Origin of the sequence: Stenotrophomonas sp. B2, assembly GCF_014947095.1 — a bacterium.
In the GTDB taxonomy this organism is placed as follows: Bacteria; Pseudomonadota; Gammaproteobacteria; order Xanthomonadales; family Xanthomonadaceae; genus Stenotrophomonas; species Stenotrophomonas maltophilia_P.
In genome coordinates, this window is the sequence record NZ_JADCQA010000005.1 from 104,088 (window position 1) to 118,338 (window position 14,251).

The window sequence follows — 14,251 nt, forward strand, 5'->3', positions numbered from 1 at the left end:
TAATACAGCTTCTTCTCAGGAATACGAAAGGGCCTCAGCGCTTGCCGCCGAAGATGCCGCCCAGGATGCCGCGCACGATCTGGTTGCCCAGCTTGGTCCCGACCGTGCGCGTGGTCTGCTTGGCCATGGTTTCAATCATGCCCTGGCGACGCTTGGTGCCGAAGATCGCATCCTTGATCGCCTGGCCGAATCCACCTTCCTGTGCCTCGTCCTGCTCGCGGCTGCGCGCGGCCGGGGTCTGGGCCTGCTCCACGCTCTTCTGCGCCCGCTGGGCCAGCAGCTCGGCGGCCGATTCACGGTTGACCGCCGTGTCGTAGCGGCTGCCGACCGGGCTGCCGGCACGCACCTGCGCGCGCTCGGCCTCGGTGACCGGCCCCATCCGGCAGCGGGGCGGCGCGATCATCGTCTGCTGGACCGGCATCGGCACGCCCTTGTCCTGCAACGTGGAAACCAGTGCTTCACCGGTGCCGAGCTGGCTCAGCACCTTGGCGACATCCAGCTTCGGGTTCGGCACGAAGGTTTCGGCGGCGGTCCTGACCGCCTTCTGGTCGCGCGGCGTGAAGGCCCGCAGCGCGTGCTGCACGCGGTTGCCGAGCTGGCCCAGGATGTTGGAGGGCACGTCGTCGGGGAACTGCGAGCAGAAGTACACGCCCACGCCCTTGGAGCGGATCAGCCGCACCACCTGCTCGATGCGCTGCACCAGCGAGGAAGGCGCATCGTCGAACAGCAGGTGGGCCTCGTCGAAGATGAACACCAGCTTGGGCTTGTCGAGGTCGCCCACTTCCGGCAGCTGTTCGAACAGTTCCGACAGCAGCCAGAGCAGGAAGGTAGAGTACAGCTTGGGCTTGAGCACCAGCTGGTCGGCGGCGAGGATGCCGATCACACCGCGGCCGTCGTGATTGACCCGCATGATGTCGGCCAGTTCCAGTGCCGGCTCGCCGAAGAAGTTCTCACCGCCGTCCTGCGCCAGCCGCAGCACGGCACGCTGGATCGCAGCGATCGACTGCGCGCTGACCAGTCCGTACTCGGTGGAAATGTCCTTGCGCTCTTCGGCGACCAGGCCGAGCAGGGCCCGCAGATCATCCATGTCCAGCAACAGCAGGCCGCGGTCGTCGGCCAGCTTGAACACGATGTCCAGCACGCCGGCCTGGGTGTCATTCAATTCGAGGATGCGCGCGAGCAGGGTCGGCCCCATCTCGCTGACGGTGGTGCGCACCGGGTGGCCGAGCTTTCCGTACAGGTCCCAGAAGATGGCCGGGCTGCCCGCCGGCGCATAGTCGGCCACGCCGATGTCCGCGGCGCGCTTCAGCAGCGCTTCGCTGCCCGTGCCGGGCACGGCCAGGCCGGACACATCGCCCTTCACGTCAGCGAGGAACACCGGAACCCCGAGCCGCGAGAATCCTTCGGCCAGGGTCATCAGGGTCACGGTCTTGCCGGTGCCGGTGGCGCCCGCCACCAGCCCGTGGCGGTTGCCGAGTTTCGGCAGCAGGGTGACGGCCACATCGTCGGTGATGCCTTTGCCGAGCAGAATCGGATCCATGGTCCAGCCCTTGTGGTGAATGCGCCCAATGTTAACCGGCAGCGATGACGGCCCGAAGGTCGGCTTGCCCCGACCTTGGCGGCGCCGCTACTCTGCCTGCCTGTTTCGCACACAGTGCCAAAAATGCCCGTTCCTGTCCTGATTTCCCGCACCTGGCCGTTGCTGGCCCTGGCTGGCCTGGTTTCCCTGGCCCCCGATGCCCACGCCCAGCGGGTTTCCGCCCGGGACAAAGTGAAGGTAGATGCCCTGCAGCAGCGCATGACGGCTGCCGAGAAGCGTTACAGCGATGCGCTGCTGCTGGTGGCCAACGCCGACCCCAAGGGCAGCAACGAGGCCGACGCGGCGCTGGAGGACATGGAGGATGTCATCAGTGAGTGCGTGAAGCAGAAGGGTTGCCAGATGAGCAACATGCTGGCCACCTACAAGCGCCTGCTCAAGCGCGATGCCGATGCGGCCGCGGAAGACGAGGGCGGTGAACTGCCCGCCGAGCGGCTGGAAGCCGACCCCGACCATATCGGTCCGTTGACCGCCGACGTGCCGGAAGCCGCACGCGCAGCGGCACTGCTCAACGACAAGCGGCACGCTTTCGACAACATGGTCGAGTACAACCCGGCCGTCCAGGCCGGCATCCGCCGCTGGCTGACCGACATGCGTCCGGCGCTGCTGACCAGCTACGAGAACTACCAGAACCTGCGTGCTGTGATGTGGCCGGAGTGGGAGAAGCGCGGCCTGCCCGAAGCGCTCCTGTTCGGCATCATGGCCAAGGAATCCAATGGCCGCGTGCATGCGTCCTCGCGCGCTGGCGCCGCCGGCCTGATGCAGTTCATGCCGGCCACCGGGCGGCGTTTCGGCCTCGGTCCGGACGGCACCGGGTTCGATACCCGCTTCGATGCCCACAGCGCTGCTGAAGCCAGTGCGACCTATCTCAACGAGCGCATGCGCGAGCTCAACAACAACATCGAGTTGTCGCTGGCCGGGTACAACGGGGGTGAAGGGCGCGCCCTGCGCGTGGCGCGCGAGAATCCGGGGCAGAGCTTCTGGGTCGACCGTGTCTACAACCAGTTCCCCGGTGAAACCAAGGATTACGTGCCGATGGTGATCGCTGCGGCGTGGATCTTCCTGCACCCCCAGCAGTACGGCGTGGAGTTCCCGAAGATCAGCGCGCAGCCGGCCACCCTGCGCCTGGCGCGCTCGACCACCATCTACGAGCTGACGATCTGCCTGGGCAGCCACGGCACCCGTGATGGCTACATGCGTGCGCTGCGCAACCTCAATCCGCGTTATGAGGCTGATGGCTGGATTCCGGCCGGCACCCTGATCAACGCGACCACCCGCATCGCGAGCCTGTATCAGCGCAACTGCGTGAGCGGACCGCGTGCCGACCTGGCGCGCACCCTGATCACGGCCGACCTCAATGCCGCCATCGTGCGGCCAAGCGCTGCCAGCTACACCGGCAGCGTGGCGGTGGGCGGCGTGGTGCCGGTGGCCGATGCAGCCAGTTCGACCAGCGTACCGACCGCACCGGTGGCGGCAGTGGCCGCGCCTCGGCCGGCACCGGCCGCGCGACCGAAGCCGGCACGCAGCTACAAGGTCGGCCGCGGCGAGACGCTGGGCCGCATCGCGGCCAAGTTCCAGTGCGACGTGCCGACGCTGGCACGTGCCAACGGTCTGAAGGCACCGGCCTACAGCCTGCGCCACGGCCAGGTGCTGAAGCTGCAGGGCTGCGAAAAGTAATCTCCACGACCTCTGGAACTGCCATGGACCTTGAAGCAACCCGCAACCTGTTCGCCAATCTGCGCGAAAACACCGACTGGGACATCAGCGGCCCGCTGCTGTGGGGCTATTTCTTCGTGCATTCCACTGCCGAGCCGCTGCAGGCACTGGCCGCGCATCTGCAGGCGCAGGGCTACACCCTGGTGGAGGTGTTCGAGCAGGAGCCGGACGAGGGGGACGCGCCGTTCCACGTGCTGCATGTGGAGCGCGTGGAGGTCCACGACGAAGCGTCGCTGGATCGCCGCAACCAGGAGCTGGCAGCGCTGGCAGCGCAGATGGGTGTGGAAGACTACGACGGCATGGACGTCGGCCCGGCCCCCACCCTGCAGTAGGGGCCTGTGCGTAGTGCCGGGCGCGTGCCCGGCGCTGCGCAGCAACCCGGTGGCGGGATTGTCAGCGCAGCGTGGCCAGGGCCTGGCCCAGTTGCACCGGTGACTCCGCAGCCAGGTGTGGAGCGAACTCCGCCACGCCCGGCGGCAGCAGCACGACCACGGTCGAGCCATAGTTGAAGCGTGCCATCTCCGCGAAGCGCTCCAGGCGGATGCCCTGGCCGCGATAGTCCTTGCGGGTGATGCGGTCACCGTACTGAGGGATCTCCTCGCCGCTCCACACTGTCTCCACGCCGGAGACCAGCAGCGCGCCGACCATCACGCTGACCATCGGGCCGAAGCTGGTATCGAAATGGCAGACCAGGCGCTCGTTGCGTGCGAACAGGCGTGGCACGCCTGCCACGGCGGCCGGACCCACGCTGAAAAGGCGGCCTGGCACATGCACGGTCTCGCGCAGGGTGCCGGTCCAGGGCATGTGCACACGGTGGTAGTCGCGCGGGGACAGGTAGACGGTCGCGTACAGGCCGTCGTTGAACGGCTTGGCGTCTTCGGCGCTGCCCAGCAGCTCGGCGGCGGTGAACGACTGGCCCTTGGCCTGGAAGATGCGGCCGGCCTCGATGTTGCCGAGCTGGCTGACACGGCCGTCGGCCGGCATCACCAGGGTGCGCGGATCGGCATCGGCCACGCGTGCGCCCGGTTTCAGTGCACGGGTGAAGAACTGGTTGAAGGTGGCGTAACTGCGCGGGTCGGGGTTGGCGGCTTCGTCCAGATTGACGTTGAACCTGCGGCTGACGGTGTCGATCAGCCAGCGCGACACGCGCGGGTTGTCCGAGTACGCCAGCGAGCGCGCCATCGAGGACAACAGGCGATGGGGCAGGGCGTATGTCAGGGCGGTGGTGAGGCTCATGGGGCGGTTTTCTCGGTCAGCTTCTGCAGGTCGCGGGCGATCGCCGGCGCGTTGAACGGGGGCCGCACCAGGCCGGCGAGCCGGCCCTGCGGATCGAGCACGGCCAGGCTGGCCGAGTGCTCGACGGTGTAATCCTCGGGATTCTCGTCGAAATGCTTGCCCGGCACCTTCTGGAACACGAAGCCCAGTGCGGTGGCGAAGCGTTCCAGCGAAGGGACGTCGGCGGTGGCCGCCAGGGTGTCCTTGTGGAAGCCGTGCGCGTACTCGCCAAGGCGGGTGGCGCTGTCGCGCTCGGGATCGACGGAGACGAACAGCACCCGCGGACGCAGCCCGTCGGGCAGTGCTTCCCACTGCTGCTGCGCACCGGCCAGTTCGGCCAGGGTGGTCGGGCACACGTCGGGGCAGAAGGTGAACCCCAGGAACACCAGGGTCCAATGGCCCTTCAACTCGCCCGGAATGAGCCGCGTGCCATCGGACTGGGCCAGGTTGAAGTCGGGCAGCTCGCGCGGCTGCGGGTACAGGGTGATCGCTTCGGTGGCCGGCTGGCCGGCCGGGGGCTTCGGAGCAAAGACCTGCTGCGCGGCGAGCAGGCCCAGGCCCGCCGCCAGGGCGATCAGCAGGATGATGCCGACGTTGCGATTGAACATGGGAGCCCCCGCGCGAAGTGGTCCCCATCATACCGGCTGCGGCCTGATCGTTTCCGTCGCAACGGATGCCGGCGCAGGCGCCAGCCCCTATAATCGGGGGCCACTTTGCCCGCAGTACCGCCATGACCGCTGAAACGGCCGCCGAACTCCACACGATCATCGACCTGATCCGCTACGGCACCAGCCGTTTCAACGCCGCCGGGCTGACCTTCGGGCACAGCTACGACAACGCCCTGGACGAGGCGACCCAACTGGTGCTGCACAGCCTGCACCTGCCGCATGACCTGGGCCCGGCGTATGGCCAGGCGCGGTTGCTGCAGGAGGAGAAGGTGCGGGTGCTGGAGCTGTTCCAGCGCCGCATCGACGAACGTATCCCGGCCGCCTACCTGACCGGCGAGGCGTGGTTCGCCGGCCTGAGCTTCAAGAGCGACGCGCGCGCCCTGGTGCCGCGTTCGCCGATCGCCGAGCTGATCGAGTGTGGTTTCGAACCATGGCTGGCCGGCCGCGACGTCAGCCGCGCGCTGGATCTGTGCACGGGTTCGGGCTGCATCGCCATCGCCATGGGCCACTATTACCCGAACTGGGAGGTGGACGGCGTGGACCTGAGCGACGACGCACTGTCGCTGGCCGAAGAGAACAAGGAGCGCCTGCAGGCGCACAACGTCACGCTGATCAAGTCCGACCTGTTCAGTGGCCTGACCGGCCGCCATTACGACCTGATCGTCACCAACCCGCCGTACGTCACCAACGACGAGACCGATGCCCTGCCGCAGGAATATTCCTACGAGCCGGAAATGGGCCTGCGTGCCGGCGATGACGGCCTGGACCTGGTGCTGAAGATCCTGCGCGATGCGCCGCTGCACCTGAGCGAGGACGGCCTGCTGATCTGCGAAGTGGGCGAGTCCGAGCAGCACCTGGTCAAGCTGCTGCCGGAAGTGGACTTCGCCTGGATCGAGTTCAAGGTCGGGCAGATGGGCATTTTCGCGGTCGAATGCCGCGAGCTGATCGCCCACAGCGCCCGCATCACCGAACTGGCGGCGCAACGGCCGTGAGCTCCAATTCGTTCGGCAAGCTGTTCACCGTCACCACGTTCGGCGAGTCGCACGGGCCGGCCATCGGCTGCGTGATCGATGGCTGTCCGCCCGGGCTGGCGCTGGACGCGGCCGAATTTGCCCACGATCTGCAGCGCCGTGCCACCGGCAAGAGCCGGCACACGTCGGCGCGGCGCGAGGCCGATGAGGTCGAGATCCTGTCCGGCGTGTACGAGGGCCTGACCACCGGCACGCCGATCGCGCTGCTGATCCGCAACACCGATCAGCGCAGCAAGGACTACGCGAACATCGGCCAGCAGTTCCGGCCGGGCCATGCCGACTACAGCTACTGGCACAAGTACGGCATCCGCGATCCGCGGGGCGGTGGCCGTTCCTCGGCGCGCGAGACCACCATGCGCGTGGCCGCGGGCGTGGTCGCCAAGAAGTGGTTGGCCGAGCGCTTCGGCGTCACCGTGCGCGGGTATCTGTCGCAGCTGGGCGGGATCACTCCTGCAGGTTTCGACTGGTCGGCGGTGGAAGACAATCCGTTCTTCTGGCCGCACGCCGCGCAGGTGCCGGAGCTGGAGGCGTACATGGATGCGCTGCGCAAGTCCGGCGATTCGGTCGGCGCGCGCGTGGACGTGGTTGCCGACAACGTGCCCCCGGGCTGGGGCGAGCCGATCTACGGCAAGCTCGATGGCGAGCTTGCGGCGGCGCTGATGAGCATCAACGCGGTCAAGGGCGTGGAGATCGGCGACGGGTTCGCCAGCGCGGCCCAGAAGGGCACCGAACACCGTGACCTGCTGACCCCGCAGGGTTTCGCCAGCAATCACGCGGGCGGCATCCTGGGCGGCATTTCCACCGGCCAGCCGGTGGTTGCGTCGATGGTGTTGAAGCCGACCTCCAGCCTGCGCCTGCCGGGCCCATCGCTGGACACCGCCGGCAACGTGGTCGAAGTGGTCACCACTGGCCGCCATGATCCCTGCGTCGGCATCCGCGCCACGCCGATCGCCGAAGCGATGGTGGCGCTGGTGCTGATGGACCAGGCATTGCGTCACCGCGCGCAATGCGGCGATGTCGGCACCATCACGCCCCGCATTCCCGGGCAGGTCGATGGCTGAAACGCGGCCGACGGTGTGGGTGAGCCAGCCGCTGATCGAGGCGGCCATCGCGCCGCTGCGTGATCGCGTGCAGCTGCGCACCACCGACGCCGTCACCGTGTGGTCGCCTGAGCAGATCGCCGCACAACTGGCCAGCGCCGATGGCGCGATCATCACCCTCAACGAGCGTATCGGCGCGGCCGAGCTGGCCAATGCCTCGCGGCTGCAGGTCGTTGCCAACGTCGGCGTGGGCTACAACAACCTGGATGTGACCGCGCTCAGCGCGGCGGGCATCCTGGCCAGCAATACCCCCGACGTGCTTACCGAGACCACCGCCGATCTGGGCTTCGCACTGCTGATGGCCGCCGCGCGCCGGATCACCGAATCCGAACGCTGGCTGCGTGAAGGGCACTGGCAGCAATGGTCGTTCCAGACCATGCTCGGTGCCGACATCCACGGCAGCACCCTGGGCATTCTCGGCATGGGGCGGATCGGCCAGGGCATCGCCCGTCGCGGCGCGCATGGTTTCGGCATGAAGGTGCTGTACCACAACCGCTCGCGACTGCCAGCAGATGCCGAAGCAGCAGTCGGTGCCGCTTATGTCGATCTGGATACGCTGCTGGCGCAGTCCGACCATCTGGTGCTTGTGCTGCCTTACACCCCGGCCTCGCACCACCTGATCGACGCCGCTGCGCTGGCGAAGATGAAACCGACGGCCACGCTGGTGAACATCGCGCGCGGAGGCCTGGTCGACGAAACAGCGCTGGCCGATGCACTGGCCCATGGGCGCCTGGCCGCTGCCGGGCTGGACGTCTACGAAGGCGAGCCGGCCGTACGCCCGGAACTGCTGGCGCTGCGCAACGTCGTGCTGACCCCGCACATCGGCAGCGCTTCGCTGGCCACGCGTACGGCGATGGTGCAGCGGGCCGTGGACAACCTGCTGGCCGCGCTCGGCCTGGCCGGCGGGCCGGCGCACATGCCGAGCGCGATCAATGCCGACGCGGCGCTGGCCGCACGTGCCGCCCTGGGCAAAAAAAACGGGAAACGATAGGGAGCCTCCGCGCGTTCCGTCCGAGGAGGTTCCCCGAACCCAGCTGTCGTGCGTGAATTTTTCCCATCCGTTTTCTTGAGAGTTCCCCCCATGAGCAATGCACAACGCCGCTTCCATGTCGCCATCGTCGGTGCCACCGGCGCCGTCGGCGAGACCATGCTGGCCATCCTGGCCGAGCGCGGTTTCCCGGTCGGAACCCTGAGCCTGCTTGCCTCCGAGCGTTCGGCCGGTGGTGAGGTCGAGTTCAACGGCGAGAAGGTCAGGATCCAGGACCTGGCGAGCTTCGATCCGAAGGGTGTGGAGATCGCCCTGTTCTCCGCAGGTGGCAGCGTCTCCAAGGAGTACGCACCGAAGTTCGCCGCCGCCGGTGCGGTGGTGATCGACAACTCCTCGGCCTTCCGTTACGACGATGACGTGCCGCTGGTGGTATCGGAGGTCAATCCGGACCAGATCGGCAATCGTCCGCGCGGCATCATCGCCAACCCCAACTGCTCGACCATGCAGATGCTGGTCGCGCTGGCGCCGCTGCATCGTCGCTATGGCATCGAGCGCATCAACGTCTCCACCTATCAGTCGGTGTCCGGCGGTGGACGCTCCGCACTGGAGGAGCTGGGCAAGCAGACCGGCCAGCTGCTGAGTTTCCAGGAGATCGATCCGCAGCGTTTCCCGGTGCAGATCGCCTTCAACCTGATCCCGCACATCGACGACTTCCAGGACAACGGCTTCACCAAGGAAGAAATGAAGCTGGTGTGGGAAACCCGCAAGATCCTGGGCGACGACAGCATCCTGGTGAACCCGACCGCGGTGCGCGTGCCGGTGTTCTACGGCCATTCCGAGTCGGTGGCGATCGAGACCCGCGACAAGGTCACCGTGGCCGAGGCCCGTGCGCTGCTTGAACAGTCGCCCGGCATCGAGGTGGTCGACCGCCATGAAGCCGGCGGCTATCCGACGCCGGTCACCCACGCATCGGGCACCGATGCGGTGTACGTCGGCCGCATCCGCGAGGATCTGTCGCATCCGCGTGGCCTCAATCTGTGGATCGTGTCGGACAACGTGCGCAAGGGCGCAGCCCTGAACGCGGTGCAGCTGGCAGAGCTGGTCGCTGCCGAGCAGCGTTGATCGACAGCCCGGGCGCCCTGGGCTGCTCTGTGCGTGCGGACCCCGGTCCGCACGCTTTATAGTGTCGCCCATGAATAAACGGGCCAAGGGCGCATCGCGCCCGCTCACCTATCTGTCTGCCGCACTGCTGGCTCTGGCCAGCAGTCCGGTGTTCGCGCTGGGGCTGGGCGACATCCGCGTCCTGTCCAGACCCGGTCAGCCGCTGCTGGCGGAGATTCCGGTGGTGTCCGCCGATCCTTCGGAGCTGGAGAATCTGCGCGTGGCGCTGGCATCGCCAGCCACGTTCGAACGTGTCGGCCTGCAACAGCCGACCGGCCTGGTGGGCGAGCTCCAGTTCGAGCTGACCCGCAATGCGCAGGGGCGGGCCGTGGTGCGGGTCACCTCGCAGATGCCGGTGGAGACGCCGTCGCTGAGCTTCCTGGTCGAGGCCGACTGGGGACAGGGACGGTTGGTGCGCGAGTATTCGGCCCTGATCGATGCGCCCTCCAGCGCGCTGGCCGTGGCGGAACCGGAAATCGTCGCACCGGCGGGCACGCTCTCCAATACCATCGCCCGCGATCCGCCCGCCGAGGCGGCGGTACCGGCGCCTGCACAGGGCGGGACGCCGGCCAGTGCGACCACGGCGGCTGCACCGGTGCGTCCGCGCGCTGCCGCTGCACCGTCGTTGCCGCCGGCTGCCGATGGCAGCATCACCGTGCAGCGCGGGCAGACCTTGTCGCAGATCGCCAGCGCGGTCGCCCGCGGCAACCAGGTCAGCCGCAACCGGGCGATGATTGCGCTGCTGCGTGCCAATCCCGAGGCCTTCATCCGGGGCAACATCAACCTGCTCAAACAGGGTGCGGTACTGCGCATGCCCGGCAGTGACGCGCTGGCGGCGGTGGATGCGGCCGAAGCCGGTGCCCTGGTCCGCGAACACGCCGCGCAGTGGCGGCAGGCGCGTACCGTGCCGCAGCCGGCAGGCGTTCCTGCACCTGCGGTCGCTGCGCGGGCCACTTCTCCGGCCGCCGCGGCCGGGGCACGACTTGAGATCGCCCCGGCGCTGGCGTCCGACGCCGCGCACGCGGGCACAACCACCGGCACCGGAGCCGGCAGCGAGGGTGACATGCTGGGCAACGAACAACTTCGCCAGGCGCGCGAGGACATCGCCACCCGCGATGCCGAGATCGGCGAGCTGAAACAGCGTGTGGCCGAACTGGAAACGCTGAAGGCACAACAGCAGTCGCTGATCGCGATGAAGGACAACGACCTGGCGGCGGCCCAGCAACGGCTGGCACAGGCGCCGGGCGCGCGTGACGCCGGAACGCCGTGGTACTGGCTGGGACTGCCGGTGCTGCTGGTGCTGGCAGGCGCCGCATGGTTGCTGCGCCGTCGCAAGCCATCGCCGCTGCCGCCGCTGCGCGAGGAGGACGATGCCGCAGCTCTGGCGGCGGCCGTGCCGGCCGGTGCCGCGCTCGATACTCTGGCCGAGCAGTCTGCGTGGTCTACCGCCGATGCCGACAGCGGGCGCCAGGAGCCGGCGATGCCGGCCTGGGCGACGATCGCCGACGCCCGATCCGAAGACGGATCGGGCGGCACGGACAAGCAGCCGTCGGGCGATGGCAAGGACGAGGCACCGTTGCCGGAACCCGTGACCGACCTGCCGCGCTGGGACGAACCGGTGGACGAGAGGGGTGTTGGCCGGCCGACGGCCCAGGAAGCCGATTCCGGGGTTTCGGTCCCGGACTACGCGCTGCATGCCGAGCAGCAGCCGCAGTTCCGCGGCGTGTTCGACCTGCCCGCCGATCTGCAGGACAACGACGCCCCGTCGGTGGAGGATGCCGGCGACACATGGTCGCCCCGCGCCGGGCAGGAACGCCTGGAACTGGCGATCGCCTACCTGGATCTGGGCGACGCACAGACCGCGCGTACCCTGCTGCTGGAGGTTGCCGAAGGGGGCGACCCGGACTGCCAGGCGCAGGCGCGCGAGCTGCTGGCCCGGCTGCCGTGACCGATACCTTCGACAAGGACCCTGCCATGACCCGCGAGCGTCGCATCGACTATGTTGAGTTCGCGTCCCGCGACCCGGCCGCCAGCCGTGCCTTCTTCGAGAAGGTGTTCGGCTGGTCGTTCGTCGATTACGGCAGCGACTACACCGCCTTCGACGATGGTCGCCTGCAGGGGGGCTTCTTCCGCGGCCAGCCGCAACGCGCTACTGAAGGTGCCCCGCTGCTGGTGCTGTACGCCGATCAGCTGGCCCCCGCCGAAATGGCCGTGCGCCAGGCGGGTGGTGAGGTGGTGCGGCCGGTGTTCTCCTTCCCGGGCGGCAGCCGCTTCCAGTTCGTCGAACCCGGTGGCAATGAACTGGCGGTCTGGTCGGAACGCGATCCGGCCTGAGCGTCGTCCACTCCGCAACATCGAGGTAGCACATGCGTTATGCGCTTGGCGTCGAGTACGACGGCAGCGATTTCAGAGGCTGGCAGAACCTGGGAGAGGGCGGTCCCAGCGTCCAGGCCAGTCTTGAGCAGGCCCTGTCTTCGGTGGCCGACGCGCCGCTGCAGGTGGTCTGCGCTGGCCGAACCGACGCCGGCGTGCACGGCCAGTGCCAGGTCGTGCATTTCGATACCGACGTAGTGCGCGACCCGCGCGCCTGGATGCTGGGTACCACCACCCGCCTGCCGCGCTCGATCGCGGTGCGCTGGTGCGTACCGGTGGCGGAGGATTTCCATGCGCGGTTCTCAGCGCGGGCGCGCCGCTACCGTTACCGGCTGCTCAATCGCGAAGTACGGCCGGCGCTGGACCGGCAGACGCTGAGCTGGGAGCGTCGCGCACTGGACGCGACGCTGATGCACACGGCCGGGCAGGCGCTGCTGGGTGAGAACGACTTCAGCGCGTTCCGCTCGGTCCAGTGCCAGGCCCTGCATGCGCGGCGCGAGCTGCAGTCACTGCAGGTCAGCCGCCACGGCGAGGTGATCGAGGTGGCGGTACAGGGCAATGCATTCCTTCATCACATGGTTCGCAATATCGTCGGTTCGCTGATCCTGGTCGGCAGCGGCGAGAAACCGGTGGAGTGGATCGCCGAGCTGCTGGCCGGAAGGGATCGCACCGTAGCCGGTCCCACTGCACCGCCGCAGGGCCTGGTGTTTCTTGGACCGCTGTACCCCGACAACTGGCATCTGCCCGCCGAGGTCACGCTATGAGCCGCTCCTACTACCGTACACGCATCAAGTTCTGTGGAATGACCCGTGCCGGCGACGTGCGCCTGGCCGGCGAGCTCGGCGTGGATGCGGTGGGTTTCATCTTCGCCCGCGAGAGCAGCCGCCGGGTTGCGCCCGCCGAAGCGCGCGCGATGCGCCAGGCGATCGCGCCGATGGTCGACGTGGTGGCGCTGTTCCGCAACAACAGCAAGGAAGAGGTGCGCGAAGTGCTGCGCACCGTGCGGCCCACCCTGCTGCAGTTCCATGGCGAGGAGGACGAGAGCTTCTGCCGCAGCTTCAACATGCCTTACCTGAAGGCGGTCGCGATGGGGGGGCGTGAGGAAGTCAACGCGCGTACCCTGCAACTGCGCTATCCGAGCGCGGCCGGCTTCCTGTTCGACAGCCACGCACCGGGTGGCGGTGGCGGTACCGGTGTTGCATTCGACTGGACCCGCATCCCGACCGGGTTGCATCGGCCATTCCTGCTGGCCGGCGGTCTGACCCCGGACAATGTGTACGACGCGGTGCTGGCGACCCTTCCGTGGGGCGTCGACGTCTCCAGCGGCATTGAACTGGAGCCGGGCATCAAGGACGGCTACAGGATGCGCACCTTCGTCGAGGAAGTGCGCCGCGCCGACTGCACCGTGCTGGAGTAGGACCGGGAGGCTGCGGCGTCACGTTACCTCAGCTGGGCCGCGACCCAGTCCGCCAGGGCGTCGACGCGTGCGTCGGCCTGGCCCTCCGGCCGCGCCAGGACCCAGAAGCCGCCCGTGGCGGCGAAACCCCATGGGGCCAGCAGCCGGCCTGCCGCGAGATCCTCAGCGACCAGCGGCTCCGGCGCGATCGCTGGACCCAGCCCTGCCACCGCCGCTTCCAGCAGGTAGTAAAGGTGTTCGAAACCCGTGCCCAGCCGCAGCCGGGCGGGGTCGAGATCGTGCGCCTGCGCCCACGTCGGCCACGCCTGTGGCCGTGAGCTGGTGTGCAGCAGCGTCTCCTGCAGCAGTGCCGAGGGCGGCACATGGCGCAGGCGCTGCGCCGCCGGATGTGACGGTGCCACCACCACGCCCACCCGCTCGGGCGCCAGCTCGCGCACCTGCCAGCCCCGTGGCCACGGCCCCTGCGCCAGCAGCAGGACCGCATCCAGTGCCGCCTGCGCCTCGGTGAAGCTGCCGTCCAGTGCCGACCACTGCAGGCGCACACCGGGCAGTGCGGCCTGCAGGGCGGGGAGGCGCGGAATCATCCAGCGCGCCAGCACGCTGCCGCTGCAGCCCAGTACCAGCGCTGGCGACGCCGCGGGCCGCCGCAGCTCGCGCACGCAGTCTTCGATGCCGGCGAAGGCTTCGCTGCAGGCCGCCTGCAACAGTGTTCCCGATGCGGTCAGGCGCAGGCCACGCCCGGCGCGCTGGAACAGGGCCAAGCCCAGATGATCCTCCAGCAGCTTCAGCTGCCGGCTGACTGCACCGTGGGTGACATGCAGGTCCTGCGCGGCGCGGCCCACACCGCCCAGACGGGCGGTGGCCTCGAACGCGCGCAGGGCATTGAGTGGCGGCAGCAGGGATCGGCTCATGTGAGATTTCCTGA

Annotated in this window: 14 protein-coding genes; 10 read left to right on the plus strand and 4 right to left on the minus strand. The window is 68.4% G+C overall.

Features of this window, described 5'->3' with window-relative positions; translation table 11 throughout:
- Positions 1-34: 34 nt before the first annotated feature.
- Positions 35-1,540 carry a helicase HerA-like domain-containing protein gene (locus tag IMX13_RS07155; RefSeq protein WP_053516846.1) on the minus strand — a complete coding sequence of 502 codons (1,506 nt, stop codon included), beginning with the start codon at positions 1,538-1,540 and terminating at the stop codon, positions 35-37.
- Between the two features lie 123 nt (positions 1,541-1,663).
- Here IMX13_RS07155 and IMX13_RS07160 point away from each other — a divergent pair, with 123 nt between their 5' ends.
- On the plus strand, positions 1,664-3,274 hold the full coding sequence (locus tag IMX13_RS07160; RefSeq protein WP_065174896.1) for a transglycosylase SLT domain-containing protein: 1,611 nt from the start codon (positions 1,664-1,666) through the stop codon (positions 3,272-3,274).
- A gap of 23 nt (positions 3,275-3,297) precedes the next feature.
- Entirely contained in the window at positions 3,298-3,645 is a 348-nt protein-coding gene (locus IMX13_RS07165; protein ID WP_053516848.1) for a ribonuclease E inhibitor RraB, read from the plus strand.
- Between the two features lie 61 nt (positions 3,646-3,706).
- On the opposite strand, the gene asd is transcribed toward IMX13_RS07165, so the two are convergent.
- Positions 3,707-4,549 (minus strand): archaetidylserine decarboxylase, encoded by an 843-nt coding sequence (asd, locus tag IMX13_RS07170; protein ID WP_053516850.1) that lies wholly within the window; start codon positions 4,547-4,549, stop codon positions 3,707-3,709.
- Complete coding sequence (locus IMX13_RS07175; protein ID WP_065174897.1) at positions 4,546-5,196, minus strand: SCO family protein; 651 nt, start codon at positions 5,194-5,196, stop codon at positions 4,546-4,548. Before IMX13_RS07175 ends, asd begins: the two co-directional genes overlap by 4 nt.
- Positions 5,197-5,318: 122 nt before the next feature.
- On the opposite strand from IMX13_RS07175, the gene prmB reads away from it, so the two are divergent.
- From prmB to IMX13_RS07215, 8 genes are all read left to right on the plus strand, one after another.
- On the plus strand, positions 5,319-6,248 hold the full coding sequence (prmB, locus tag IMX13_RS07180; RefSeq protein WP_053516852.1) for a 50S ribosomal protein L3 N(5)-glutamine methyltransferase: 930 nt from the start codon (positions 5,319-5,321) through the stop codon (positions 6,246-6,248).
- Positions 6,245-7,348 carry a chorismate synthase gene (gene aroC / locus IMX13_RS07185; protein ID WP_053516854.1) on the plus strand — a complete coding sequence of 368 codons (1,104 nt, stop codon included), beginning with the start codon at positions 6,245-6,247 and terminating at the stop codon, positions 7,346-7,348. The genes prmB and aroC overlap by 4 nt, the downstream gene beginning before the upstream one ends.
- Entirely contained in the window at positions 7,341-8,378 is a 1,038-nt protein-coding gene (locus IMX13_RS07190) for a D-glycerate dehydrogenase (RefSeq protein ID WP_053516856.1), read from the plus strand. The genes aroC and IMX13_RS07190 overlap by 8 nt, the downstream gene beginning before the upstream one ends.
- 90 nt (positions 8,379-8,468) lie before the next feature.
- On the plus strand, positions 8,469-9,497 hold the full coding sequence (locus tag IMX13_RS07195) for an aspartate-semialdehyde dehydrogenase (RefSeq protein WP_053516858.1): 1,029 nt from the start codon (positions 8,469-8,471) through the stop codon (positions 9,495-9,497).
- Between the two features lie 70 nt (positions 9,498-9,567).
- Positions 9,568-11,484 (plus strand): FimV/HubP family polar landmark protein, encoded by a 1,917-nt coding sequence (locus IMX13_RS07200; protein ID WP_193396101.1) that lies wholly within the window; start codon positions 9,568-9,570, stop codon positions 11,482-11,484.
- Between the two features lie 26 nt (positions 11,485-11,510).
- A complete protein-coding gene (locus tag IMX13_RS07205) occupies positions 11,511-11,870 on the plus strand; it encodes a VOC family protein (RefSeq protein WP_074900255.1) in 360 nt (119 codons plus the stop codon).
- Positions 11,871-11,902: 32 nt separating this feature from the next.
- Entirely contained in the window at positions 11,903-12,673 is a 771-nt protein-coding gene (truA, locus tag IMX13_RS07210; RefSeq protein ID WP_053520070.1) for a tRNA pseudouridine(38-40) synthase TruA, read from the plus strand.
- The gene (locus IMX13_RS07215; protein ID WP_053520071.1) at positions 12,670-13,326 is read left to right on the plus strand and encodes a phosphoribosylanthranilate isomerase; all 657 of its coding nucleotides are present in this window, start codon (positions 12,670-12,672) and stop codon (positions 13,324-13,326) included. Before truA ends, IMX13_RS07215 begins: the two co-directional genes overlap by 4 nt.
- Positions 13,327-13,349: 23 nt before the next feature.
- On the opposite strand, the gene IMX13_RS07220 is transcribed toward IMX13_RS07215, so the two are convergent.
- Positions 13,350-14,237 (minus strand): LysR family transcriptional regulator, encoded by an 888-nt coding sequence (locus IMX13_RS07220; RefSeq protein WP_053520072.1) that lies wholly within the window; start codon positions 14,235-14,237, stop codon positions 13,350-13,352.
- Positions 14,238-14,251: the final 14 nt, after the last annotated feature.